The organism is Francisella marina, from assembly GCF_008369785.1.
GTDB lineage: Bacteria > Pseudomonadota > Gammaproteobacteria > Francisellales > Francisellaceae > Francisella > Francisella salimarina.
The window spans coordinates 1,811,577-1,835,882 of record NZ_CP043552.1; the positions used below are offsets into that span (position 1 = coordinate 1,811,577).

Consider the following 24,306-nt stretch of genomic DNA (forward strand, 5'->3'; position numbering starts at 1 on the left):
GAGAGGTTTATGATAAAAAAAATATTACTTTGTATATGCTTTTTTCTCTTCCTACTAAACTATAGTTTTGCTGATACTGGTATTAGTAATGATCCGATAAATGCTCCTTCTAATCCTTCAAAAGCAGAGAGTAAAGGTTTTTTGGATGAATTTGTAGTTACACCAGTTACAGATGTAGCCTTATTGGCAACTGCACCAATTGGTTCTTTTTTTGGTTTATTCAAAGGGGCTTCAAAGACACAAGATATTCTCTATAATGGAGAATATCATTCAGGTGATAACGATATAGTTAATGCTTTTGTAGCTCCATTTGCAGCAATAGGCTTTGCATTAGGTGGAGCAATTTATATGACTGTCAAACTACCTACTGATCTGATAAGTGGTGAAAAGTTAGATTACTAAAAAGGAGTATATTTAAAACTTATAGTTGGGGGCTATAGTTTCCAAATTACTTTAGGCAAAGTCTAAAGTTAATAGTAACCTTCTTTCTCCATCTACAATATTTGGTGATCTATGAACTATACCTGAGCCTGAGTTGCCTATCCAAGATTCCCCTTTAAGTAATGCAATATCTCCAGTATTAAGTTTTTGAATATTTGTATTTTTATTCAAGAAAGGATTATCGACCTTACCTAGTAAGTTTCTATCAACTTCTTCATTATATAACCATTCGCTTCCTGTACCTGAATAAGTTGTTACAAGTCTACATGGTACATGATCAATATGAAAACGAGGGCACATAGCTTTATCAATAATAGCTAATCTTAGACCGGCTTGTTCTAAATCAAAAAGATAACAAAACATATCGATGATCTCTGTTATATCTTCAATTAAATAATTTCGCAGAGGAAAGTTTGGTAGCTGCTTAGTTAGTTGTTCTTTGACATCTAAGGGTTTGACTATTATAGGTAGAGTATGAGTACTGCTACTTTCTCTAATGTAATTTTTAGCAGCTATAGCTAAGTTTTCACTAATATTTCTCTGCCATATAGAGATATTAATATTATCATCGTATATATCTGATAGTACTAATTTATCTTTTGATTGAGATCTGTTTTTTCCAATAGATTTTACCATAGCTTCAGTACACAAGAAGATTTAACTTAAAACTCTTAATATGTTATATTATAACATTTAATAGTATTTGATAAGATTTATATTGTCTAGATACAAAATCAATAAAGGTTAGGTATTAGTAATGCAAGATATGGCTCCTCAAAAACTTATTCCTGTGATCGTAATCACAGGTTTTCTAGGTAGTGGAAAGACTACTTTCTTATCTAAGCTTCTTAGACAAGAAGGAATGTCAAGAACAGCTATAATAATTAATGAGTTTGGTGAAGTTGGACTAGATCATGCTTTAGTTGAACATAGTGATGAAGATATCGTTGAACTCCAAAATGGCTGTATCTGCTGTACTATTAGAGCAGATTTGACTCAAACATTACTTAATTTAGCAAATAAACTGTCAAACAAAGATACGAAAGAGTTCGATAGAGTTGTAATAGAAACTACAGGTTTGGCAGATCCAGCACCTATAATCCATACATTAATGAGATCATTCGAGCTTCATCAAAATTATAAGTTAGCAGGGGTGATTACTATTGTTGATGCGGTTAATGGGGTTTCAACTTTAGATATACATCAAGAAGCTCTTAAACAAGCCGCAATGGCTGAACGAATTGTTATTTCTAAGACAGATATAGCTGACAAAAAAACACAAGAAAATCTAATAAGTGTATTAAGGTCAATAAATCCATCAACTCAAATAATAGATGGTGCAGATAAAGGTGCTGTAATATCAGCAATAATAGGTTTAAATACTTATGATTCAGATAGTAAATCTGAAGAAATTTTAAAGTGGCTTGCAATCGAAGAGTTTGATCAGCATCATAACCACGACCACGACCACGACCACGACCACGACCACGACCACGACCACGACCACGACCACGACCACGACCACGACCACGACCATGACCATGACCACGACCATCATAATATAAATCGCCATAGTAGTGAAATACAAGCTTTTTCAATGACTAGTGATACTCCTATTAGTTTGATGGCATTTAATTTGTTTCTAGAGCTAGTTTCAGCTATATCAGGACCAAACTTGCTTCGAGTTAAGGGTATTATAAATATAGTGGGAGAGGAGGTGCCTGTGGTTATACACGGAGTACAACATCTTTTTCATCCTGTTAGATGGCTCGATGAATGGCCAGATAATGATCATCGTACTAGATTAGTTTTTATAACTCGTAATATTCCTGCTGAGGCAATACAAAAGTTATTTGATTCTTTGTTATCAGCTACTACAGAGTCCTGATGTATTTTTGTATCAAAGATAACAATTTTATAAAAAATAAATTATAATCACCTCAGAGTTTATTCTGACAATATTTATCTAAACTCTTTTTTATCAAAAGTTTGATAATCTATTTCATATAACGTGTTGTTAACACAAGTTAGAATTTGCTCAGATAAATATTTAAAGTTAAAAACCTTAAGGGATTATTATAATATGTCATTTGAGAGTTATCCAAAAACCAGACTTCGTCGAACTAGACAGGCTGAATGGTCAAGAAAGTTAATTGCAGAAAATACTCTTTCGCCAAGTGATTTAATTTGGCCGGTATTTATACATGACCGTGATGATGAAGGAGATATTCCTATTGAGTCTATGCCAGGAGTATTTCGTTATAGCCTAAAAAGTGTTCCAGCTATTGTCAGAAAAGCAACTGAGTTAGGAATCCCAGCAATAGCACTTTTTCCAAATATAAGTAGTCATAAGAAAGACTCTCAAGCATCAGAGGCTGTAAATCCATCAAATATTGTTTGTCGAGCTATAAAAGCTGCAAAAGATGAAAATAAGAATATCGGAATTATATGTGATGTAGCTTTAGATCCTTTCACAGATCACGGACATGATGGGATTTTAGACGATAAACATAGGGTATTGAATGACCAGACTGTAGATGTACTAGTACAGCAAGCACTAGTTCAAGCGCAGGCAGGATGTGATATCGTTGCGCCTTCTGATATGATGGATGGGCGTATTGGAATGATTCGTCAAGCATTAGAAGACGAGGGGTTAGTTGATACGCAGATTATGTCATACGCAGCTAAGTATGCTTCAGGATTTTATGGACCATTTAGGGATGCTATAGGTACTACTAACCTAACAGGTAATGATAAAATATTAAAATTTCGCGATAAGCGTGGCTATCAAATGGATCCAGCAAACTCTGATGAAGCACTTAGAGAAGTGGCTATGGATATATCAGAAGGCGCTGATAGTGTTATGGTCAAGCCTGGTATGCCATATCTAGATATAGTTTATAGAGTATCGTCAGAGTTTAGACTTCCAACTTTTGTTTATCAGGTAAGTGGCGAATATAATATGCTTAAAAAATCTGTTGATTGTGGTGAGTTAGATGAGAAAGTTATTTTAGAGTCTCTGCTAGTGTTTAAGCGTGCTGGTGCATGTGGGATATTTACGTATTTTGCACCTTATGTTGCTGAGAAGCTATTACAGAAGTAATTATATGAATTTATATTAGCTCTTAGTTATAAGTTTACTAAACTATAGATCTAGTTTACTTATAATATTTTTAGACATTGACTCTATAGCACCTTTTACAACATCAGAGAGTATTTCATCTTTTTCAAAGATTCTTTGACCCTCTACACCATAAAACTCAACATTGCTAATATCCATCCCTATAGCATCAGCTAATGCTAAAGATGGCGCGACTCCAACGCTATGTGAGGATAGAAAACCACCAAAGCTAAGTATGTCTTTTGCTTTGAAATAAAACTCTGTACCTGGTGTAACTTTTGCATATACGGCATCTATTAGGATAATTTTGACATATCCTTTATCTAGAAATGTTAGTAGATTTAAACCTGGTCTATCAGCACTTTCTACAGTGATATTTTGAATATTTTTTTCTCTTACAACTTCAGCTAGTTTATCGGCTACGAACCAACCAAATTGATCATCTGCAAAAGGTGATCCTATACCAAGAATTAGAGTTTTTTGCTTCATTTTTTACCTTTTATGATAAATAAAATTCTGTAGGGATAGCACGCTGTGCTGTCCGGTAAGGTATTATTTTATTTTTCTTTTTGAGTATATATTTACAAACTTAAATACAAAAAATACAGAGAAAATAGCTACTAAGCTTAAGCCAATAGTAGATGAATAATCATCAACAAAGTCTGTAACTAGATTAATTGTAGCTATATTTGTATTTAATAAGCCTAACAATTCAACTAAAGCAACGATATAAGCAGCTACTATCACAATACATAGTATTATAATGTTATAACGATAAAATCTCTGCTCTTTTGAGTTAAAGCTTAGAACTTTTGACATTAATCCAGCATCTATAGAGTCAACTATAATCATCCCTAGAGCAAATGAGATAGGTAGCAACATAATATACCAAATAGATAAACCATCTAGTACATTAGCAGCAGCCATGCCCAATAGAGCTATCTCAGTCGCGGTATCAAAGCCTAAACCAAATAGAAAGCCTACAAAATACATTTTATATGGTCTATCTATAACTTTGATTATAGGTCTAAAAAGTTTTGCCAATACAGAATTTGATGTATGATCGTGAGCCATACTAGTTTTATTTTTGAGCATTTTCTTTAGAGAGAGAAGACTCATAGTCCCTGTTAGTAACAAAAATACAGCTGATACAATAGTTCCAAAAAATGCACCAATATCCAAAGCACTAGTTTTCTCGATACTTGCAAAACTAAAGCCGATAACTATAAGTAGAGTAAGTAGAAAAACTATTGTAGAGTGACCTAAAGCAAAAAATAAACCAGTTTTGAAACTCGCTCTATTTTGAGTTATTAGTTGTCTAGTTACATTATCTATAGCTACAATATGATCAGCATCAAAGCCATGTCTAAGACCTAGCATAAAGGCAATGCCAATCATGCTAAGCATTTTGAGATCTTGGGTTGCTAGGAATAATAGTAACGCTAAGATTAGTACAGAGAAAATAGTTATATTTTTTCTCATATTAGTTCCTTAAATTATGAACATAGTTAATATTTCGCTACTTATTTTAACTAATTTTGTTTCTTAAATTAGAAATTTATAGCTAAATTAAAAAAATATGTGTCATAGGATGATTGATTGTGTTTAATCTCTATCAATATTCAATGTTAAGAAATGTGCAGAACAAGATATACAAGGATCATAGTTACGAATAACCATCTCAGCATGTAGTCTTAGCTCATCTTCTGGCTTATCTAAACCAAAGTTTTCTAAAGCTATACGCAGATCAGCCTCAATACAAGGTAAGTTTTGTGATGTAGGTGCTGATATTCTTATTTTCTCAGCTAAACCTTGATCATTAACCTTGATATGATCTATCTGAATACCACGAGGAGCTTCTACAGCACCCCAAGCATCGGCAGCTTTGACAGTATAGTCAACACATGGAGTATCTGTATATGAGTAGTTTTCACATACTTGTAACGCTCTTTCTATCGCCCAGTAGCCTTCGATAGCTCTAGCAACTACAGAATGGAACATGTTTTTACTTGGCCATTTAACACCAGTAGCATGTGCCATTTCTTGGATATGCTTAGGTAGCTTATCAAAGTTTAGGTTGATTCTTGGCAGAGGACCTAAAAGTATTGGCTGACCATCAACAGTTGTAGAGTGTAGCGCTGTAGACTGTGGAGCATGGAACTCTCTGAAATGATCATCATACTCACTAATATGGAATTTCTCACCATCACTAGTAATCACATCATCACCAAATACAGGATATTCAGTAGGATGTGATAAGCTAACCATCTTAAACGGAATAGTAGTATCTGGGAATGATAGTGTAGATACCCACTCAACCACATCTTTAGCTTCTTTTAGGGCATCTTTTAGCTTAGGAATCAGTGCATGTACTTCTTTTACCAATGGAGCTTTGTAGAAGCCTCCAACTTTCATACCATTAGGATGAACAGATCTACCGCCTAGTAGTTTAAGTATATCATTACCCAAGTGCTGTAATTTAACACCTCGGACAACTTCTTTAGGGTAATCTTTTGCCATCTCGATAGCTGATCTATAACCTAAGAAGTCAGGTGCCGCTAATAAATGTACATGTAAATAATGTGACTCAATCCATTCACCCAAAAACATCAATAGACGCATATCATCTATCCATTGAGTTCTAGTGATATTAAATGCAGTCTCATAAGCTCTAGAGAAGCCTGCTTGATATGCTAGAGGGCAGATACCGCAGATACGAGCTACAGCATCGATAATTGCATTTGGTTCTCTACCTTCGAGGAATTTTTCAAAATAACGAGGTGGCTCATAGATTCTTAGCTCACACTTATCTATTTTTCCATCTTTAATTCTTAAATCTAAAGCACCTTCACCTTCAACACGGGCTAAAATAGGCACTTCAATAACTGTTTCTCTACTCATAATTATACTCCAGCCTTTTTAAATACTTCATCTTGGCTACTGATAAATCTATATTTATCTTGGATTTGTTTGTCTGATAAACCAAGTTCTTTTAATCTAGTTGTCATTGCATCTAGATTGGCATATTTTGATGCACCAAAGCAACCATAACAACCACGCCCAAGTTTTGGACAGATTGCACCGCAACCATCTGCTGTTACAGGCCCCAAGCATGGCTCATCTTTTGCCACCATTACACAAGTAACACCAGCATGCTTACAGCTTGTACAAACTGGATCAACAACTTTCTCAGGCTCTACACCAAATAGTAGCTGGCGGATAGCTTTGAGTATTTGCTCCGTAGTTATAGGACAACCAGAGATTTCAAAATCTACATTTACATACTCTTTGATAGCTTTTGCTGTAGATAAATCTTCTTTGATAATCACATCTGTATCTTGAGGATATACAGCTTTTTGCCATTCTAGGAGCTCGGCAGCATTTGTATAGTTTCTTAGAGCTTGAATACCACCAGCCACGGCACAAGCACCGATAGCCACTACATACTTTGCTTTTTCTCTAATTTTTTGTAAGCGTGGAATATCATGATGAGTGTTTACACTACCTTCGATAAATGCAATATCAACATCAGCAAACTCATCTAGAGGACCAGCTTCTGCAAAGTGAACAATATCAACCATTTCAGCTAATGTAAGTAATGATACAGCATCATTGATTAGAGCTAGTTGGCAACCATCACATGAGCTGAACTTATGCACAGCAATTTTTGGTCTAGGAGCTAAATTTTTTAATTTATCTTGAGCTGACATAACTATACTCCTTTTATTTCTAATAGTTTTTTAACAGCTGGATAAGCATATACGGCACCATCTTTACAGACAAACTCTTTGCCCATTTGGCAATGACCGCAGTGTCCGATAGCACACTTCATGCTACGCTCTAAGCTGACAAAAATCTGCTCTTCTGGTACGCCAACCTTAGCAAACTCTTTAGCAACATTTTTCATCATGATCTCAGGACCAACAGTCATAACCACAGTATTTTTGTGATCAATATCAAGATCCGGAATTGCTGCAGTTACAAAACCATCATACCATTTCCATGGACCATGAGGCTCACCAGCTGTAGCTGCTAAAAGTACTTGTGTATTTGGTTGGTTGTTCCAACGAGTGTATTTATCTTGATAGATAAGTCCAGAAGTATCGCGAATACCTTGTACTACATAGACTTTGCCATAAGCATCTCTATCTTTTAGGATTTCTTCTGTTGCAGCAACTAGAGGAGCATTTCCAAGACCGCCAGTCATAATTACAACATCTTTACCTTTAGCTTGTTCTACAGGCCAAGAGCTACCAAACGGACCTCTAACACCTATAGTTTCACCAGTTTTTAGTTTGTCCATGCCCTTAGTTATACGACCAACTACTTGGATTGTATGCTCAAAGATATCATCGGCAAAATTTCTATCATTAACAATAGATATTGCAACTTCACCAACACCATATAAGTACAGCATATTAAACTGACCTGGATGGAATTTATAATTTTTACGTAACTCTTCATCTACAAAGCGTAAACGCAGGGTAAAAATATCATCAGCATCTTTGATAAATTCAACTATCTCTGCTTCATGCGGTAAATAAGCATCTTGTGGGTATATCATAATTATTTCTCCTCACAAATAGCGTTAATTTCTTCTGTAACATCAATTTTTACAGGGCACCATGTGATACAACGACCACAACCAACACAACCTTTAGTTTTGAACTGCTCTCTCCAAGTACCAAACTTGTGTGTTAGCCATTGGCGGTATCTATGTTTTGGTTCTTCACGGTATAGCTCACCATGAGTATAACTATGATCTAATCCAAAACATGAATCCCATTCACGAGTATGTTCACTTTCTTTGCCGTCTAAGCTTGGCTCTTCTTTTTCTGTATGGCAGAAACAGGTAGGACATGATTGAGTACAGCTACCACAAGATAGGCAACGAGCTGCAACATCATCCCATTGCGGATGGTCATAAGAGCTTGTTAGAGCTTTTTCTACTTGAGCTATCGGTGGTAGAGTTTTCTCTTGCATAGCATATACAGCTTTTACTTTTTGCTCAGCTTGGTATGTTTGTGCACCTGTTGCAGGATCTAGTTGTAGAGCTAATATTGTTTGTCTACCTTTGTCACTACCTGTCTCGATTACAAAACCATGATCAATCTCTGTCATTGCTAGATCAAAACCTTTATCAGCCTCAGGCTTATCACCTAGAGCTATACAAAAACAGTTACTGTGGGCTGTAGTACAATTAGCGGCTACGATAAACATAGCTTCTCTACGCGCCTTATAACGGACATCTTGATATGCGTTTTCGACAAAAACTCTATCTTGAATCTCGATAGCTCTTAGATCGCAAGGTCTAACACCTAGTACAGCATATTGTTTATTATTTAAACTTTGATTGAATGTTAGTTTGCCACTCTCATCACGAGAGACTTTCCAGAGAGTTTCTTTCTCCTCAAAAAGCATCGGTTTAACAGACTGAACTGGTACACTCCAACCAAAAGCTTTTTTGGCATCTGTTTTGATGACTTCATATTTTGCCGGCTCTTGTATATCTACATAACCCCATGGAAGCTCACTTGCATTGTTTATATTGTCATAAACAATTGATTTATCTCTAACTGCTGGTGCCATAACTTCATAGCCTTGCCCTGAGAAGTAAGAAATCATTCTATCTAGATCATCATGTTTTAAGAAATAAAACTGACTCATATTACTCTCCTTAACATATTCTTGGTAATTGCTCACCACTTAACCAATCTACGCGTCTTTTGCCACCAAATGTGGTTTTCATAAAGACTTGAGATTGCTCACTTTTTCTTACGGTTGCTATCACTTGGGCATTTTCTCCTAATGGATGACCCCTTAAGCAGTCGAAAACCTTCTGAGTCTGACTAGGCTTACAAGCGATTAAAATTTTGCCTTCATTGGCGATATATAATGGATCCAAACCTAAAAGCTCACATGCTGATTGAACTTCTCTAGAGACAGGAAGATTTGCCTCATCTATCTCGATAGCTATATTGTATTGGTTAGCCCATTCATTTAGGGTTGCACCAACTCCGCCTCGAGTAGGATCACGCATTGTTTTTATTTGACATTTATTGTCATAAATTGACTGTACCAAACCATCTAGAGATGTTGCATCACTCACTATTTGACATTCAAAATCTAGACCTGCTCGTTGTGACATTACAGCTACACCATGATCTCCAAGAGTGCCATTGATGATAATCTCATCACCATCTTCAAGAGCATCTCTAGTGACAAAATCATTACGAATTACACCAACTCCAGTTGTATTGATAAAGATGCCATCACCTTTACCTTTCTCGACAACTTTAGTATCGCCTGTTACGATTTGGACATTAGCTTTTTTGGCAGCTTCTGCCATGGAGTCGAGGATTATTTTTAAATCTCTAAGAGGTAGACCCTCTTCCAAAATAAGTCCTACAGATATATATAATGGTTTAGCCCCACCAACTACTAGATCATTAACTGTACCATGAATTGCAAGACTGCCGATATTACCACCTCTAAAGAAATAAGGAGTAATAACATAACTATCTGTAGTCATGGCAATTTTGCCATTTATTTGTGGTAATACAGCCTGGTCTTCTGCTTGAGCTAGATATTGACTATCAAAGCTTTTTTTAATCATCTGCTCGATTAAATGGTGCATAGCCTTACCACCAGCTCCCATTGCTAGATCGACAACACCATTTTTGATATTTAATTTCACAGCCATCTCTAGTCTCCGTATTGATAATGTGCAGCGCAAGCACCTTCTGATGAAACCATACATGCTCCCATCGGTTGCTCAGGAGTACAAACTACACCAAATAATTTACAGTCTTTTGGCTCTTTTAAGCCTCTTAGAATATCAGGACAAGCACATTGCTTATGCTCTAGCCCTTGCACTTCGGGTATTTGATAATGCTTTTCAGCATCAAACTTTGCATATTCATCTTTTATTTCTAAAGCACTATTTGGGATATATCCAAGTCCACGCCATTCAAAGGTATCTCTGATAGTAAGATATTGAGAGATTAAATCTTGTGCTAGTTGGTTGCCATCAGGTACTACAGCCCTTGTATATTGATTTTCTACGCCTATTTTGTCAGCGTTAATCATCTTGATAAGCATTAGTGTAGATTGTAGTACATCCAAAGGCTCGAAACCTGCTACAACCATTGGTTTTTGATATTCTTTGGTTACTTTATCATAAGCGTTACTACCAATGATTACACTGACATGAGATGGACCTAAAAAGCCATCAATCTTAACATCCTCAGATAATATTGCTTGCATAGCTACAGGTGTAAGTACATGGTTACAAAATACTAGAAAATTATTTAATTTCTTAGCAATAGCTAGTTGTATAGCCACAGCAGTTGGGGGAGTAGTTGTCTCAAACCCGATAGCAAAGAATATAACCTTTTTATTAGGATTTTCTTCAGCAAGTTTTAGAGCATCTTCTACTGAGTAGATCATCCGTACATCAGCACCGCGTGCTTTAGCTTTGATTAGACTATCTTGATGAGATCCTGGTACGCGAATCATATCTGCATAGCTACAGAATATGACATCTTTTTGTGATGCCAAAAATATTGCCTGATCGACTCTCTTGATTGGTAGTACACAAACTGGACACCCTGGACCATGTATCATTTTGACATTGTTAGGCAAAAGACTAGGAATCCCATAACGATGTAGTGCATGTGTATGCCCACCACAAAATTCCATTAGGTTATATTGTCTATTAGGGTCAACTTCTTTAGCGATTTGTTGTAAAAGACTTTTTGCAACTTTCGGGGCCCTAAATTCTTGTATGTAATCCATTACATTACCCCTTTTATACTATACTTTTTAGATCCTCTAGAGTCTGATGAGCCATTTCTTTGTCTAGTTTACTCAATGCAAAACCAACATGGATTATGACAAAATCACCTATAAGAACTTCATCCCTTAGTAGTGCTAGAGAGATATTTTTTTTTACACCGCCAACATTAACAATTGCTTGATTATTTTCTCTGATTTCTACAATTTCTGCGGGTATTGCTAAGCACATTTTACTCACCTTTTTTATATTTTTTGGCACCAAGCCAAGCTTGTCCAAGGCTTACACCACCATCATTTAGAGTAACTTTCTCTGACATATAAATATTGAAATCCATTTCTTTAAGTTGACGGTAAGTCTCTGTTAGTAGTAGCTTATTTTGGAAACAACCGCCACTTAGTATTATATTCTTAATATTTCGAGGTTGGGCTGAGTTACTAATCCACTGCGCTAGAGCATAAGCCAAAGTGCCGTGCCATAAGTTACTAGCAACACTTATATTATCGCATTTTATTATGCTTTTTAGTAGTTTTTTTAAATTTAAATTAGTTTTAAATGATACTGATTTGGTATCATATTGAATGTTTGGAATATCAGCTAAAGACTCTAATTCTATAGCTGCTTGAGCCTCGTAAGTGTTGATGTGGCAAATATTTAATAAGCTAGAAACAGCATCAAAGAGTCTACCCATACTAGTAGTTTTACCTTTAGGTAAAGAGTCATTTTGTAAAAGCTTGATTAGACTTTCAGCTTGCGGAAATTTTTTGAGATGATTTGGTATCTCAAGATCGTATTTATGGCATACTGCAAGAGCCATTCGCCAAGGTTCTTTTGCAACTTTATCACCACCGATATATTCGATAGGATCAAGCTCACCAATTCGGTTAAACTCTAAATTATCAATATCACAATCATAAAGTTCGCCACCTCTAGCTAAACCATCCTCACCTAAACCAAAACCATCTAGTACCAAACCTATAGCGTGACCTTGTAAATTATGCTCAGCTATTACAGCTGCTAGGTGGGCCTGGTGATGCTGAATCTGATAAATTGGTAGATTAAAGTTTTGCGCAAAATGCGTAGTATAAATATCAGGATGTAAATCACAAGCAATACCATCAAATTTAAGTCCAAACATTTTTTGGAAATGCTCTAGAGACTGCTCAAAAAACTTTATATTAGCTTGGCTATCCATATCGCCTATATGTTGTGATACAAAGGCTTGATTATCTTTGATAAAACAGAAAGTATTCTTTAAAAATGTACCAGTCGCTAGTATATTTGGTAGGGTTTCTGATAGTTGGATTGATTGCGGTACAAGTCCTCGAGATCTTCTAATAGGTAGATTTTTATCTATCACAGTATGAAAAACACTATCATCACTTTTTATTGCAATATCACGATTATCTGTAACTATAAGATCAGCTATATCTTTGAGCTTTTCGTGAGCTTCATTATTATTAGCAATGATGCTTTCACCAGAGATATTTGCACTAGTAACTATCAAAGCTAAATTGTGAGATTCTTTAAGCCAGCTAGAGCCAGTAGGCTGGTCTAGTAGATGATAAAAAAGGATATAATCAGTCCCTGTTGAGGGTAGCATAAAACCAAGCTGATTTATGCGTGGTGCAATAGATGGGCTGATATTGCTAGTAGAATGTCTTTTAAGTAAAACGATAGGTCTGATAGTCGTGTTTAGAAGCTCGTCTTGCTGTGTAGTAACTTCTGCAAAATGCTCTTGTATGCTTTGGGTATTTAAAGCCATTAAAGCAAATGGTTTATTTGGGCGATGTTTTCTTCTACGGAGTTCTTCGACTGCTTTGGTATTTGTAGCATCTACAACTAACTTAAAACCATTTTGACTTTTAATTGCGATAATTTCACCAGCTTTGATAGCTTGGGATATCTCTGCAAAAGAGTGTGATAATTTTGGGCCACATTTAGAGCATGCAACGGTTTGAGCATGATAATGTCTATCTAATGGGTTTGTGTAGCTATCGTGACAGCCATCACAGAGTGGAAAATCTTTATATGTAGTTTTATCTCTATCATAAGGTAGGCTTTGTATCGTGCTAAAACGAGGACCACAATGCGTACAGCTAGTATATGGATATAGATAGTAGCGACTTTGTGGGTTGAAAATATCATCTAAGCACAAGTTACAAATAGCTGTGTCAGCAGGAATTTTGGTCGTAGAGCTACCTTGTAGAGTTTCTAGAATGCTGAAATCTGTAAATTTAGTTTTAGTTTGGTAAGTTGTCTTTTCAATATTTTCTATACTAGCTAGCGGAGGCAGTTTTGCTTGCATATTAGTTATAAAACTATCGGTAGTAGATTCATCACATTGCAGAAGGATTTCAACACCATTAGGAGTATTTTGCACCGAGCCACACAAATCTAAATCTTTTGCAAGGCAATAGATAAAAGGGCGAAATCCAACCCCTTGAACTATACCATTGACGAGAATTTTTATTATGGTTTGTTGCATTTTTTCCTCTTGTGGTGGGTGTTTACCAAAATCGTTAGTCATACTACGGCTCCGACCGTAGTATCCATTGTCAAACTATAAATTTTCTTCATCGTTTTTGGATTCTATGGTCAAGCCATAGAATGACAATCTTTACTTTTTGTCATCTTTTCGGTCACAAAGTGAGTTCGAAGTACGACTGTAGTATTCAATATGTTTTTAAAACTACCCCATCAGTTTGCGACTGCCACCCCTTCGTACCAAAGGGGAATTAAAATTATGAATTTTTATAATTCTCAATATACTCTAATACAACTTCGTGGTGATCTTTAGTTTTAAACTTATTAAAGACATGATTGATCTTGCCGTCTTTGTCTATAAAGAAGCTAATTCTATGGATGCCATCATATACTTTACCCATAAACTTCTTCTCGCCCCAGACACCAAATTGTTCAGCGACTTTGTGATCTTCATCACTTAGAAGTTGTATTGTTAGGTTATCTCTTTCTTCAAATTTCTTGAGGCGTTTTGGTGCATCTAGACTAATACCAAGAACTACAGTATCAAGCTTAGCTAGTTTGTCACTAATGCTACTTAGACCGATAGATTGAGTAGTACAACCTGGAGTCATTGCTTTTGGGTAGAAGTAAATTAAGACATTCTTTTTACCTTTAAAATCACTCAATGATACTTCTTCATTATTTTGATTTTCTAGTTTGATGTTTGGAGCTAATTGTCCTTGTTCTAGTGTTTTCATTGGTTTTCCTTCTTATCTTGTTTTTATATATCTTTTGCTATTGAGTCATCCCAAATATATTTGATAAACAACTCTCCAAATTTACTAATCTCTGGGTTATTGTGATCTAGCTGTACATGTCCTTCAAAATATGAAGAAATATTAGGTTTTTCAACATGCAATAATCCTTTATTTATAAGATTATTTGTATATATTTTTTGTAAATCCTCAATATACCAAAAATCATGCTCAGAATCGAAATCTTGAAATACTTCTTCTTTTGTTGCATACGTTGTTATGGAGTGAGGATAGTGTAGAAATGTAGCTAGATATAATATTTCTCTTTCGTTTAAATCTGATAATATTTGATCAAACATATAGTCATAAATTTGATCTTTAAAGTTATCATCTAAACCTTTAATAATAATGTTTTGAATGTACTTCTTTTTATTATAGTTAGCGGGTTTAGAAGCTTCGGAAATTAATTCACTAAAGATATATTCATACTTTTCATCATTAATTATCTTATTCATAAACTCATATGAAAGAGATAACTCATCTATACGCAAAGCCATTTTTTCTATAAAGTTACATACTCTATCAAGTCTTTGATTTTTGATTAAAAATCCAATACCTTCTGAAACATTACTTAGACCAGGACAAAAACTAGATAACATTTTAAAAATAGATACGCTAGCATCTAGTTTATTCGACTTAAGGTTGTCAATTTCATCCGTGAATTTTATTTGATGTTTGGTAACTTCCTTATTATCCATAATTTACCTTATTTCAAACCCTTCAACCAATCCAACCAGCTATCAAAGCCAGCGCCAGTTTTTACGGATAGCTCAAATATTTTCACATCTGAACGAATCTTTTTAATATTTGCGATACATTCTTGGATATCAAAATCTACGTAAGGCGATAGATCAATTTTATTGATAACAACCACATCAGCATAATAAAACATATCAGGATATTTAAGTGGCTTATCAGCTCCCTCAGTCGTTGAGATAACAGCTACACGATGCTTCTCACCAAGATCAAACATTGCTGGACATATCAAGTTACCAACATTTTCAATCATCACAAAACCATCTTTAATATCACCTAGATGTTCAAAAGCATGACCAACCATGTGAGCATCTAGATGGCAAGCTTTACCAGTATTTATCTGATAAGCTTTTGCACCTGCTTTACGGATTCTCTCAGCATCAAGATCTGTATGCTGATCACCTTCAACAACTACGATAGGATGGCTATCACCAAGCTCTTTGATCGTTCTCTCAAGTAGAGATGTCTTACCAGAACCAGGACTTGAGACAAAGTTTAGGGCAATATTGTTACCCTTAGCTAATACATCTCTATTTTGCTCAGCATATTGATCATTTGCCTCTAAGATTGCTTTTTCTAACTTTACAGCGTCGCCTTCATGACCATGATGATGGTGATGATGATTGCTATCTGTTCCACATCCGCAAGTTGTACACATAATTTACTCCTTAATTAAAAACTATAGATTCTACGAGCATATCTTTACCTTTGAGAATATCTTTCTCAAAACTGCCACAATTTGGGCATTGCTCATATAGTCTGGTTAATTCAAATTCATGCTCACAAGCTTTACATTTTGCTATAGCTTGTTCATGTACTATTTCTAGCTTTGCTTGTTCTAATACACTATCTTTTGCAGCTACTGGGAACCAAAACTCAAAAGATTCGACATCCACACCAGCTAAATTACCGATTTTGACAACCACTTTAGATACTTTTTTAGAGTTATTTTCAGCTGCTTTCTTAACGATATTTATGACACTTTGACATAATGAAAACTCGTGCATTAGGACAAATCCAAAACTACATGACTATACCTATATTATACCAAAATATAAGCTGTAAGTATCTGCTGACTTAAGGAGGATTAATTTTTGTTGAATTATAAATTATACTGTTTTGGTATAGTTTTGAGTCATTTCGTATTTTAATAATTAAAAGTTAACAAATAAGTTTGCTGCTTTTATATATTGTTGCCAGTCATAGGTTGTTAGGTCGTGACCACCGGATCTTATATGATAACTAACTATACCTATTACTGGTTTATTAACGGCTGGCTGATTTTTAGGTAGATTTAGCGCTTCTCCAAAGAGCTTATATACTGGGGATGTGGCTTTAGCAGCAAGAAATGCACCATTAGGATCAGCCCATTGATCATCTTCTGCACTGGCAACATATAGTGGTCTAGGAGCAATTAGATCGAGTAACATATGTTGATCTACTGGCAGAGCTTGTGTGTTGTTATTATATTTTTTGAAGTTTTTAGAAAACCAATATGGAAACTCTGTATTTATTGAGTATAAAGTTTCTCCATAGTTTCGTTTTGATAAACTTGCGCCTCCGGTACCTGAGTCATTAGATATTACCATTGCAAAATTTTGATCTAGTGCTGCTGCCCAAAGAGCTGTTTTACCAAGCCTTGAGTGTCCAAAAACAATAATTTTATTTTGATTGATTAAAGGCTCGTTTTTTAATCCATTAGAGATATTAATTAAACCCCATGCCCAAAGGCTAATTGCCAAGTAATCTTTATAGTTTTTAAGACTTTGAGACACATTATCATAAAGTTTCTGTGCATTATCCGGTGCAATGTCTCCATAATAAGCAGTAACTAGACCGTAACCATTATTAATGATATCTTCCAAGTCAAACCTACTAGATCTATAACCTCTTGACTGAGCTGTAAAATGATTATCAATCAAGGCTCCTTTAGGATCTGTAGGCTTAAGACAGGTCACTGGATTTCCCCAGTTCTTATTGATTAGGATATTAGGGTCATTAGTTACGCTTTGGTTACCACAGAAGTTATATCCCAAAAATATTGGATAATTTTTTTTCTGTTGATTTGGAATGTATATTAGTAGATTTACTTTGGTTTTACCAATATACAAGACAGCTTGCTTTTCTATAGCTTTACCATTTAAGGCATTATCATTTTCTTGAATAACTTTATATCTAAGTTCTAAATTATCTCTTGGGATATCACCGTAAACATTTTGTTTAAATAAATCTATTATTTGAGCTCTTCGCTCTTGCCATTGTTCTTTTGTAGTGACTTTTTTACCGTCATTCATGATTAAAGCATCAGGAAGCTTATATGTTCCAACTTTAGTTTCATCATAATTTATCTGACCAATAGCAAAACTAACTTTTGAAATAATCAGTAAAAGAGTTAATGTTATAAAGATTCTAATCATAAAAATAAAGTCACTTTAAAAAGTTAATAACTTAAGTATTGCTTGAAAAATCTAGTTTATCAATAATTTTAGTATATACGTTAAAGATGGTTAAAGTAGTTATTAAGGGAGTAATCAGCAATGTAAGTGTATATGGATCATATTATCTTTTGGAGATAATAAGGTTTGCAATCATAGCTATAAGAGTGATTATCGCACCAGCTGTTAGTATATATGCCGGAGCTAAATTATTATTTGAGAATCTGATAGTGCTGATTACAATCATAGGTGTCAGACCACCAAAGACAGCAAATCCTAGATTGTAAGCAAAACCTATGCCAGTATAGCGAACATCTTGCTTAAACAAATCAATCAACATCGCAGGTATATTGCCCCAACAAAGAGCTACCAAAATAGCACTAAGAACTATAGCGATAAAATAGAAATTTTGATGTGATGTGTATGTGGTATAAATGACAAAGCTAAAAGCACATGTGGCTACTATGCTAATTAACAAAATCAAATTTCTACTAACTTTATCAGCAAATAGACCAACAGCTACACAAAGGATAGAAATAATAATCACACCAAGACTATTAATCCATGTGAAGTTATCTAAGTGAAGATTTAGAATAGTACTAAAATATGCCGGTAGTAACAAAAATAGTGTCACAAAACAAAGAGCTCCAAATGACACAATAATTGTTGAATAGATCAAGTTCCAGCGATGAGTTAGAAGCATCTTTGTAATCGGTAGAGAAAACTCTTCATTCACAAAAGGATTAAACTCTTTGATATCAATAAGCTGACGTCTAAGATAGTATGCAACAAGCCCAAACAGACCACCTAATATAAAAGGTATGCGCCAACCATAGGCAAGCATGCTCTGGCTTGTGAAGAACTCCAATAGCAAACTCTCAACTATAAATCCTATAGCAACACCAAGTATCAAGAATCCAAAAATCACCGCAGTCATAAAACCACGCTTCTCAGGGACAGCTTCGCCAACATAAGTGATAGCACCGGGTATCTCGCCACCGACAGATATTCCTTGAGCTATTCTACATATTACTAACAATATAGGTGCCATAATCCCAATACTACTATAAGTAGGCAATATACCAATCAAAAATGTTGATAATGCCATAATCAAAATAGAGATTGTAAAAGTTTTTTTCCTGCCATATTTATCACCAAAATGACCAAAGATAATACCACCAAAAGGTCTAGCAAGATAGCCAACAGCATAAGCACTGAATGCGATTAATAAAGATGTAATCGCTGATTGAATAGGAAAGAAAAGCTTAGAAATGTAACTAGCGAGTAAAGCGTAGATAATAAAATCATAAAACTCAAGCATACCGCCTAAACTTGATAGTAATAGTGCTTTACGTTGATTTTTTTGTAACATATTTATTATTAGATCCTCTGTATATTAATTACTTCATTCTAGCTAAGATATTATCTTTTACTATTAACTGGTGGTGTAGAGCAGCAGCTATATGTAGTACCACTAGCACTAATAAAACTGAGGCAAAGATATAGTGATAACTAAAGATTTTGCTACCTAATTCAAAGTTTGGAGTTATGATCTCTGGAAATGGTATCACAAAGAATATCTTCCATGGATAACCCATTAGCATCGAGCCAACCACTCCCGAAAAAGCCATACCAAATGCTGAAATATATAAACCAAGGTGCACAGTTTTAGCTATGATTAATTGTAGTAATGGTAGTGGTGGGTTATACGGTGGTTTGATACTAAAAAACCTAGCAACAACCAAAAGAGGTATCACAAAGAAAATTACTAAACCAAAAGATTTATGCAAGGTCATAATCCATCTTGAATCAAATAAGTCATAAGCATAACCGAAGCCCAAAATAAGTTGAGCTATTATCAAAAAAGCCAATAAGCTATGTAGAACCCTAACAGGTAGACTATATTTCATAATCATAGATAAGTTAATAGAGTGTTTTTTGATTGTATAGTATTTACAAACTTTTGAGAAATATTTTAATCTGGAGTATGCCAAATCTTTCTAAATTCTTTGATGATTTGATCATGACGTAATAGAAAATCATCAGTATCGTATTTTTCATCATATTTCTGGGTTTTAACAACTCTTTTGTCTTCATTAAGAATGATTTTATTAGTGATACTAAATACTATGTCTGCGATAGGTTTGATGATTTTTCCAGTCAAAAATTTACGGTAGTTTACTAAATATAGCTCAGTTTGATGCTCATTAATAGGTACAAAATAAACACAAATTTTAAGTTTATCAGCATTATTGAGTAACCAAAAGTTAGGAAAGATGTACTTTAGCATTAAACGTTGGTTTTTTAGTGCTTCTATATATTCATTACTTATATTTAGCTTTATATCTTGAGGGATTTTGTATCCTCTGCCGATAGATCTCTTATGCACAGTAGCTAAGTGAGTATAATCAAGTTGGTTCTCTATACAGTGGCGGATGTTGTTATCCCATGTGTCAGTCAAAAGAGAGTACTTACCAGCAAAATCATTATATAGGTTTTGTGCAAATTCAAAAGCGTAGCTATTATCTAGTTCTTCATCAAAAACATTTATCCAAATCATGTCAGCGACAATTTTTGTTGGATAGCTTTTAACTTGTAGTTTTGGGATAGCGCCTTGAGTCTCTGGTGTGTATATACAGTTGCCTTGTGTGTCAAACCTAAAACCATGAAAAGGACAGGCTATAGCTCCATCACATACTTTGCCTAAACTTAATTCTGCACCACGATGAGGACAGCGATTTTCCATAGCTATTATTTTCTTAGCATCTTTCCATAAAACAAGATTTTTACCGAGTCTCTCTAGCTTGATAGGTTTAGATTTGATTTCTTTGATATGAGCTATAGCGTACCAAGCTTTGGGAATGTTATTTATCATTGAGCACAAAAATTAGTTTTTGCATGAGTAGAATTATACCTCAAGCTATTAGATAATTAATACTATTGAAATCTTTTAGATACTATAAATATGAGTGCAAACCAAAATAATCAAGAGATAGTCGGAGGGTTAATTCTCTTTGCTGCAGCTTTTGTTGCAATACTTATAAATAACTCACCATTATCTATCTACTATGGAATGCTTGAGACAATCAATGTCAAACTAGGAATTGAAAATCTCGTTATCGACAAAAACTTGATGCACTGGATTAATGATGGTTTGATGGCCATATATTTTTTATATATTGGTTTAGAAATCAAAAGAGAGATAATCTCAGGGGCATTATCAAAGCCCTCTAATATTATAATACCTGCCGTAGCAGCTCTTGCAGGACTGGCAGTTCCAAGCTTGATATATTTATCAATTAACTATGATGCTAATATCACAGGTTGGGCAATACCTTCTGCGACAGATATAGCATTTACTCTAGGTATATTAGCTCTACTTGGTTCAAGAATCCCAGCAAAGCTAAAGCTATTGGTTATTACAATCGCTATTTTTGATGATATAGCTGCAATAGTAATTATTGCGATATTTTATACCAAGTCACTGTCTTTACTTTCGCTATCTTTAGGGACTCTTTTTATATTGGCGATGATTATTTGTAATAGAGTGTTTAAAGTTAATAGAAGTTCTGTATATGTGGTTCTTGGTTTTTTTGCTTGGTTTTGTACGATTAAGTCTGGAGTTCATGCAACTTTGGCAGGTTTTACAACAGCGCTGTGTATTCCTTTTATAGAGAATGACAAAGATTCTCCAGCTAATTTTATGGAAGAGTCTCTTCATCCTTGGGTTATCTATTTTATACTACCTATATTTGCATTTGCTAATGCTGGTATCAATTTCTCAGGGATGAGTATTTCTATAATATTTGAGCCAATTACATTAGGTATTATATTGGGATTATTTGTCGGTAAGCAGTTGGGTATTTTCTCCATATTGGCTATTTCAAAGAAGCTGAAACTATTTAAGTTAGGAGAGTCTTTTTCGAGTTCTCAGATATATGGTATAAGCCTTTTATGCGGTATAGGTTTTACCATGAGTTTATTTATTGGAACTCTCGCTTTTGATGATAATCATACTCTTAATGCAATCAAAGTAGGTGTGATAGTAGGTTCTTTACTCTCAGGAGTTTGTGGTTATATAGTTCTAAGGTTTATAGCTAGAAAACCTCACTAATATAACTGTATAAGTATTTTTAATATATAATGAAATTATGATGATTCAACTCTAGTTGATTAAATGTTTGAAAGAAACTCACAACAAAATCAATCTACAAAATTCTGCTTAATGAGTTGGAACTCATACAAAATTGACTATAAAGATACAGAAGCATTCAAAGCTTATATCAGACATACATACTTTAATCACAATATTGATATCTTTTGTCTACAAGAAGCAGTACATCAGCATGATACTAAATTTCCTATCGACAAATTTGATATAAACTTTGCATCTAATATTGTATTACGTTCACATAACTATGGGGTAGCTACAGTTAGTCATTTCCCAGTGATAAAAAACGTCAAAATACTTACAACTCATCGAGAGTCTGTAATAAATACTCACAAAGCTTCTTTGATTACACATTTAAATATAGAGGGCACAAAAGTTGTTGTCGTGAATATTCATGCAATCAATTTCAAAAGTAATAAAGTTTATGAGTATGAATTTGAGAAAATAAAAGAATATATCTCTCCAGAGAAGTATAAGCATCCTATTATAATCGCAGGGGATTTTAATACTTGGAATAGAAGACGAGTAAAGTTAATCAAAGATTTCTGTAGAGAATTTAGTTTTAAAGTAGCTTTTATAGATGAGCCTCAATTAGTCAAATCTTTTCAGAGCAATCATTTAGATTTTGTATTATATAGAGGTCTAAACCTTGAAAAAGCATCTGTTTTAGATTGCAAAAAAATATCGGATCATAATCCGATTATTGCAGAGTTTTGTATCAAATAAATATTTGATTAACCACCATAAGACTTAGTTTTATCGTTGATGATATCATAGCAAAGATCAGTCAACTCAGCGACAGAGTAATCTTTTGGATCAATAGGTTTTCCAAAAGACATTCTAGCGATACCAGGCTTCACAAAGTCACCTTTTTTACGTCCAAAATATACTCCAAAGTTATGAGCCACAGGGATTATAGGAATATTTGATACTTTAGCCAGTTTCATTGCAGAGCGATGAAATTTCGGATATTCACCAACGGGCACTCTTGTACCCTCTGGGAAGATTATAATGCTTAAATTTTTATTTTCTATTCTATCTTTGCCATCCTCTAAAACTTTTTTGATTGCAGAAAGACCTTTTGATCTATCTACACCAATAGCTTCAGCAAATATGTTTGTCTTACCAAAAATTGGTTTTTCTAGTAACTCTTGCTTCATCACAAAGCAACAATCATGAACAAGACCATAAAATACAAAAGTCTCTAACATTGACTGGTGTTTAGAAACATAAATACAGGGATAGTCTGGAATATTTTCTTTACCTTCAATTTTTACATATATTTGTAGTATGACTAGAGTTCCTAAGCGATATAGACAAGACCATATCCAGCAAACAAATAATCTAACTTTTAATGATGCTCCTAATACGCCAACAGTATTCATAAGTAAACAAGAAAATAATAATACTATATAGCCGTAAACTTTGAAAACCTGCATTCTTGCTAATAATAGTAGATGAATAATTTTTTTCATCTGATAGACCTCTTCTTAACCTTTAAACTCTTTTGTTTTTTCTGTTATTACCTTATGGCAGTGAGTAGTCAGAGTCTTTGAGTCAAAATCTCTAGGATCAATGCGTTTACCAAAATCCATTCTAGCAATACCTGGTTTGATAACTTGCCCCCACTTCTTAGGGAAAAATCTCCCAAAGTTGTGAGCTACAGGAATAATATAGGTGTTAGCATCAGCTGCTAGCTTCATTGCAGAGCGCTGAAACTCTGGATACTCTCCAACTTCAACTCTTGTACCCTCTGGAAAAATTACAACACTTATGCCATCAGCTAAGCTTTGTTTACCATCAGTGACTACTTTTTTTAGTGACTCTCTAGGCTTGTCTCTATCTATAGCGATACTGCCTAAGTTTTTCATTGCTGTACCAAAGATTGGAGCATCAAAAAGCTCTTTTTTCATGATAAAGTGACACTTACCAATCAAACCATAAAACATAAATGTTTCTAACATTGATTGATGCTTAGACACGTATATGCAAGGATAATCTTTGTCGATGTTTATACGACCTGTTACACGGATGTATACTTGTAAAAAAACAAGCATACCTATCCAATAAAGATAAGTCCAAACTTTACAAACCGCCATTCTCCAAGAAATGGGAAGGTTAAAAAAAGTAAATATATTTATAAGTATGCTACTACCACCAATAACAGCAAACGAATAGAGTTGGAACGCAGTCATCCTGGCCCACATCAGTATATTCCAAATCTTTTTTAAAAAAGATTTCATCAAAAACTCTCCATAAATTTTTAGTAGGTTTATTTAACTATCAGTTTGTACTAAAGCTTAAAA

General features: G+C 34.5%; 26 protein-coding genes. 5 read left to right on the forward strand and 21 right to left on the reverse strand.

The window, feature by feature from the left end; translation table 11 throughout:
- Nucleotides 1-9 precede the first annotated feature (9 nt).
- Nucleotides 10-402, forward strand: a complete 393-nt coding sequence (locus F0R75_RS08960; RefSeq protein ID WP_149368969.1) for a hypothetical protein — start codon at nucleotides 10-12, stop codon at nucleotides 400-402.
- Between the two features lie 51 nt (nucleotides 403-453).
- Here F0R75_RS08960 and F0R75_RS08965 read toward each other — a convergent pair whose 3' ends face one another.
- Nucleotides 454-1,077: a DUF1826 domain-containing protein gene (locus F0R75_RS08965; RefSeq protein ID WP_149368968.1), complete on the reverse strand. Its 624-nt coding sequence runs from the start codon at nucleotides 1,075-1,077 to the stop codon at nucleotides 454-456.
- 130 nt (nucleotides 1,078-1,207) lie between these two features.
- On the opposite strand from F0R75_RS08965, the gene F0R75_RS08970 reads away from it, so the two are divergent.
- Both F0R75_RS08970 and hemB read left to right on the forward strand, forming a co-directional pair.
- Entirely contained in the window at nucleotides 1,208-2,329 is a 1,122-nt protein-coding gene (locus F0R75_RS08970; protein ID WP_223144629.1) for a CobW family GTP-binding protein, read from the forward strand.
- A gap of 195 nt (nucleotides 2,330-2,524) precedes the next feature.
- Nucleotides 2,525-3,544, forward strand: coding sequence for a porphobilinogen synthase (gene hemB / locus F0R75_RS08975; RefSeq protein WP_149368966.1), 1,020 nt, complete (start codon nucleotides 2,525-2,527; stop codon nucleotides 3,542-3,544).
- Between the two features lie 42 nt (nucleotides 3,545-3,586).
- Here the strand turns inward: hemB and F0R75_RS08980 are convergent, their stop codons facing one another.
- The 18 genes from F0R75_RS08980 to F0R75_RS09065 all read right to left on the reverse strand — a co-directional run bounded on the left by F0R75_RS08980 (nucleotide 3,587) and on the right by F0R75_RS09065 (nucleotide 20,701).
- The gene (locus F0R75_RS08980) at nucleotides 3,587-4,051 is read right to left on the reverse strand and encodes a hydrogenase maturation protease (RefSeq protein ID WP_149368965.1); all 465 of its coding nucleotides are present in this window, start codon (nucleotides 4,049-4,051) and stop codon (nucleotides 3,587-3,589) included.
- A gap of 63 nt (nucleotides 4,052-4,114) precedes the next feature.
- Nucleotides 4,115-5,044 carry a HoxN/HupN/NixA family nickel/cobalt transporter gene (locus F0R75_RS08985; protein WP_149368964.1) on the reverse strand — a complete coding sequence of 310 codons (930 nt, stop codon included), beginning with the start codon at nucleotides 5,042-5,044 and terminating at the stop codon, nucleotides 4,115-4,117.
- A gap of 123 nt (nucleotides 5,045-5,167) precedes the next feature.
- Nucleotides 5,168-6,463, reverse strand: coding sequence for a Ni/Fe hydrogenase subunit alpha (locus F0R75_RS08990; RefSeq protein WP_149368963.1), 1,296 nt, complete (start codon nucleotides 6,461-6,463; stop codon nucleotides 5,168-5,170).
- 2 nt (nucleotides 6,464-6,465) lie between these two features.
- Nucleotides 6,466-7,272, reverse strand: coding sequence for an NADH-quinone oxidoreductase subunit B family protein (locus F0R75_RS08995; RefSeq protein WP_013923701.1), 807 nt, complete (start codon nucleotides 7,270-7,272; stop codon nucleotides 6,466-6,468).
- Nucleotides 7,273-7,274: 2 nt separating this feature from the next.
- A complete protein-coding gene (locus F0R75_RS09000; protein ID WP_149368962.1) occupies nucleotides 7,275-8,126 on the reverse strand; it encodes an FAD/NAD(P)-binding protein in 852 nt (283 codons plus the stop codon).
- 2 nt (nucleotides 8,127-8,128) lie between these two features.
- A complete protein-coding gene (locus F0R75_RS09005; protein WP_149368961.1) occupies nucleotides 8,129-9,229 on the reverse strand; it encodes a 4Fe-4S dicluster domain-containing protein in 1,101 nt (366 codons plus the stop codon).
- 10 nt (nucleotides 9,230-9,239) lie between these two features.
- Nucleotides 9,240-10,265, reverse strand: coding sequence for a hydrogenase expression/formation protein HypE (gene hypE / locus F0R75_RS09010; protein WP_149368960.1), 1,026 nt, complete (start codon nucleotides 10,263-10,265; stop codon nucleotides 9,240-9,242).
- 2 nt (nucleotides 10,266-10,267) lie between these two features.
- Nucleotides 10,268-11,359, reverse strand: a complete 1,092-nt coding sequence (gene hypD, locus F0R75_RS09015; RefSeq protein ID WP_149368959.1) for a hydrogenase formation protein HypD — start codon at nucleotides 11,357-11,359, stop codon at nucleotides 10,268-10,270.
- Nucleotides 11,360-11,372: 13 nt separating this feature from the next.
- Nucleotides 11,373-11,588: a HypC/HybG/HupF family hydrogenase formation chaperone gene (locus tag F0R75_RS09020; protein ID WP_149368958.1), complete on the reverse strand. Its 216-nt coding sequence runs from the start codon at nucleotides 11,586-11,588 to the stop codon at nucleotides 11,373-11,375.
- Between the two features lies 1 nt (nucleotide 11,589).
- On the reverse strand, nucleotides 11,590-13,887 hold the full coding sequence (gene hypF, locus F0R75_RS09025) for a carbamoyltransferase HypF (RefSeq protein WP_246145950.1): 2,298 nt from the start codon (nucleotides 13,885-13,887) through the stop codon (nucleotides 11,590-11,592).
- 214 nt (nucleotides 13,888-14,101) lie between these two features.
- Complete coding sequence (bcp, locus tag F0R75_RS09030) at nucleotides 14,102-14,581, reverse strand: thioredoxin-dependent thiol peroxidase (RefSeq protein ID WP_149368957.1); 480 nt, start codon at nucleotides 14,579-14,581, stop codon at nucleotides 14,102-14,104.
- A gap of 23 nt (nucleotides 14,582-14,604) precedes the next feature.
- The gene (locus F0R75_RS09035; RefSeq protein WP_149368956.1) at nucleotides 14,605-15,336 is read right to left on the reverse strand and encodes a hypothetical protein; all 732 of its coding nucleotides are present in this window, start codon (nucleotides 15,334-15,336) and stop codon (nucleotides 14,605-14,607) included.
- 8 nt (nucleotides 15,337-15,344) lie between these two features.
- Entirely contained in the window at nucleotides 15,345-16,052 is a 708-nt protein-coding gene (gene hypB, locus F0R75_RS09040) for a hydrogenase nickel incorporation protein HypB (protein ID WP_149368955.1), read from the reverse strand.
- Nucleotides 16,053-16,062: 10 nt separating this feature from the next.
- Nucleotides 16,063-16,401 (reverse strand): hydrogenase maturation nickel metallochaperone HypA, encoded by a 339-nt coding sequence (gene hypA, locus F0R75_RS09045; RefSeq protein WP_149368954.1) that lies wholly within the window; start codon nucleotides 16,399-16,401, stop codon nucleotides 16,063-16,065.
- A gap of 147 nt (nucleotides 16,402-16,548) precedes the next feature.
- Entirely contained in the window at nucleotides 16,549-17,811 is a 1,263-nt protein-coding gene (locus F0R75_RS09050; RefSeq protein ID WP_223144628.1) for a glucuronyl esterase domain-containing protein, read from the reverse strand.
- Between the two features lie 142 nt (nucleotides 17,812-17,953).
- Nucleotides 17,954-19,201, reverse strand: a complete 1,248-nt coding sequence (locus tag F0R75_RS09055) for an MFS transporter (RefSeq protein WP_149368953.1) — start codon at nucleotides 19,199-19,201, stop codon at nucleotides 17,954-17,956.
- A gap of 28 nt (nucleotides 19,202-19,229) precedes the next feature.
- A complete protein-coding gene (locus F0R75_RS09060) occupies nucleotides 19,230-19,745 on the reverse strand; it encodes a cytochrome b (RefSeq protein ID WP_187985981.1) in 516 nt (171 codons plus the stop codon).
- Nucleotides 19,746-19,804: 59 nt separating this feature from the next.
- On the reverse strand, nucleotides 19,805-20,701 hold the full coding sequence (locus F0R75_RS09065) for an aromatic ring-hydroxylating oxygenase subunit alpha (protein ID WP_149369217.1): 897 nt from the start codon (nucleotides 20,699-20,701) through the stop codon (nucleotides 19,805-19,807).
- 93 nt (nucleotides 20,702-20,794) lie between these two features.
- Between F0R75_RS09065 and nhaA the strand changes: the two genes are divergently transcribed.
- Together nhaA and F0R75_RS09075 are read left to right on the forward strand one after the other, a co-directional pair.
- Nucleotides 20,795-21,943, forward strand: a complete 1,149-nt coding sequence (nhaA, locus tag F0R75_RS09070) for a Na+/H+ antiporter NhaA (protein WP_149368951.1) — start codon at nucleotides 20,795-20,797, stop codon at nucleotides 21,941-21,943.
- 63 nt (nucleotides 21,944-22,006) lie between these two features.
- Nucleotides 22,007-22,726 carry an endonuclease/exonuclease/phosphatase family protein gene (locus F0R75_RS09075; RefSeq protein WP_149368950.1) on the forward strand — a complete coding sequence of 240 codons (720 nt, stop codon included), beginning with the start codon at nucleotides 22,007-22,009 and terminating at the stop codon, nucleotides 22,724-22,726.
- An 8-nt stretch (nucleotides 22,727-22,734) separates the two neighbouring features.
- Here F0R75_RS09075 and F0R75_RS09080 read toward each other — a convergent pair whose 3' ends face one another.
- Nucleotides 22,735-23,475 (reverse strand): lysophospholipid acyltransferase family protein, encoded by a 741-nt coding sequence (locus tag F0R75_RS09080; RefSeq protein WP_146421514.1) that lies wholly within the window; start codon nucleotides 23,473-23,475, stop codon nucleotides 22,735-22,737.
- Nucleotides 23,476-23,490: 15 nt separating this feature from the next.
- Entirely contained in the window at nucleotides 23,491-24,243 is a 753-nt protein-coding gene (locus F0R75_RS09085; RefSeq protein WP_149368949.1) for a lysophospholipid acyltransferase family protein, read from the reverse strand.
- Nucleotides 24,244-24,306 lie beyond the last annotated feature (63 nt).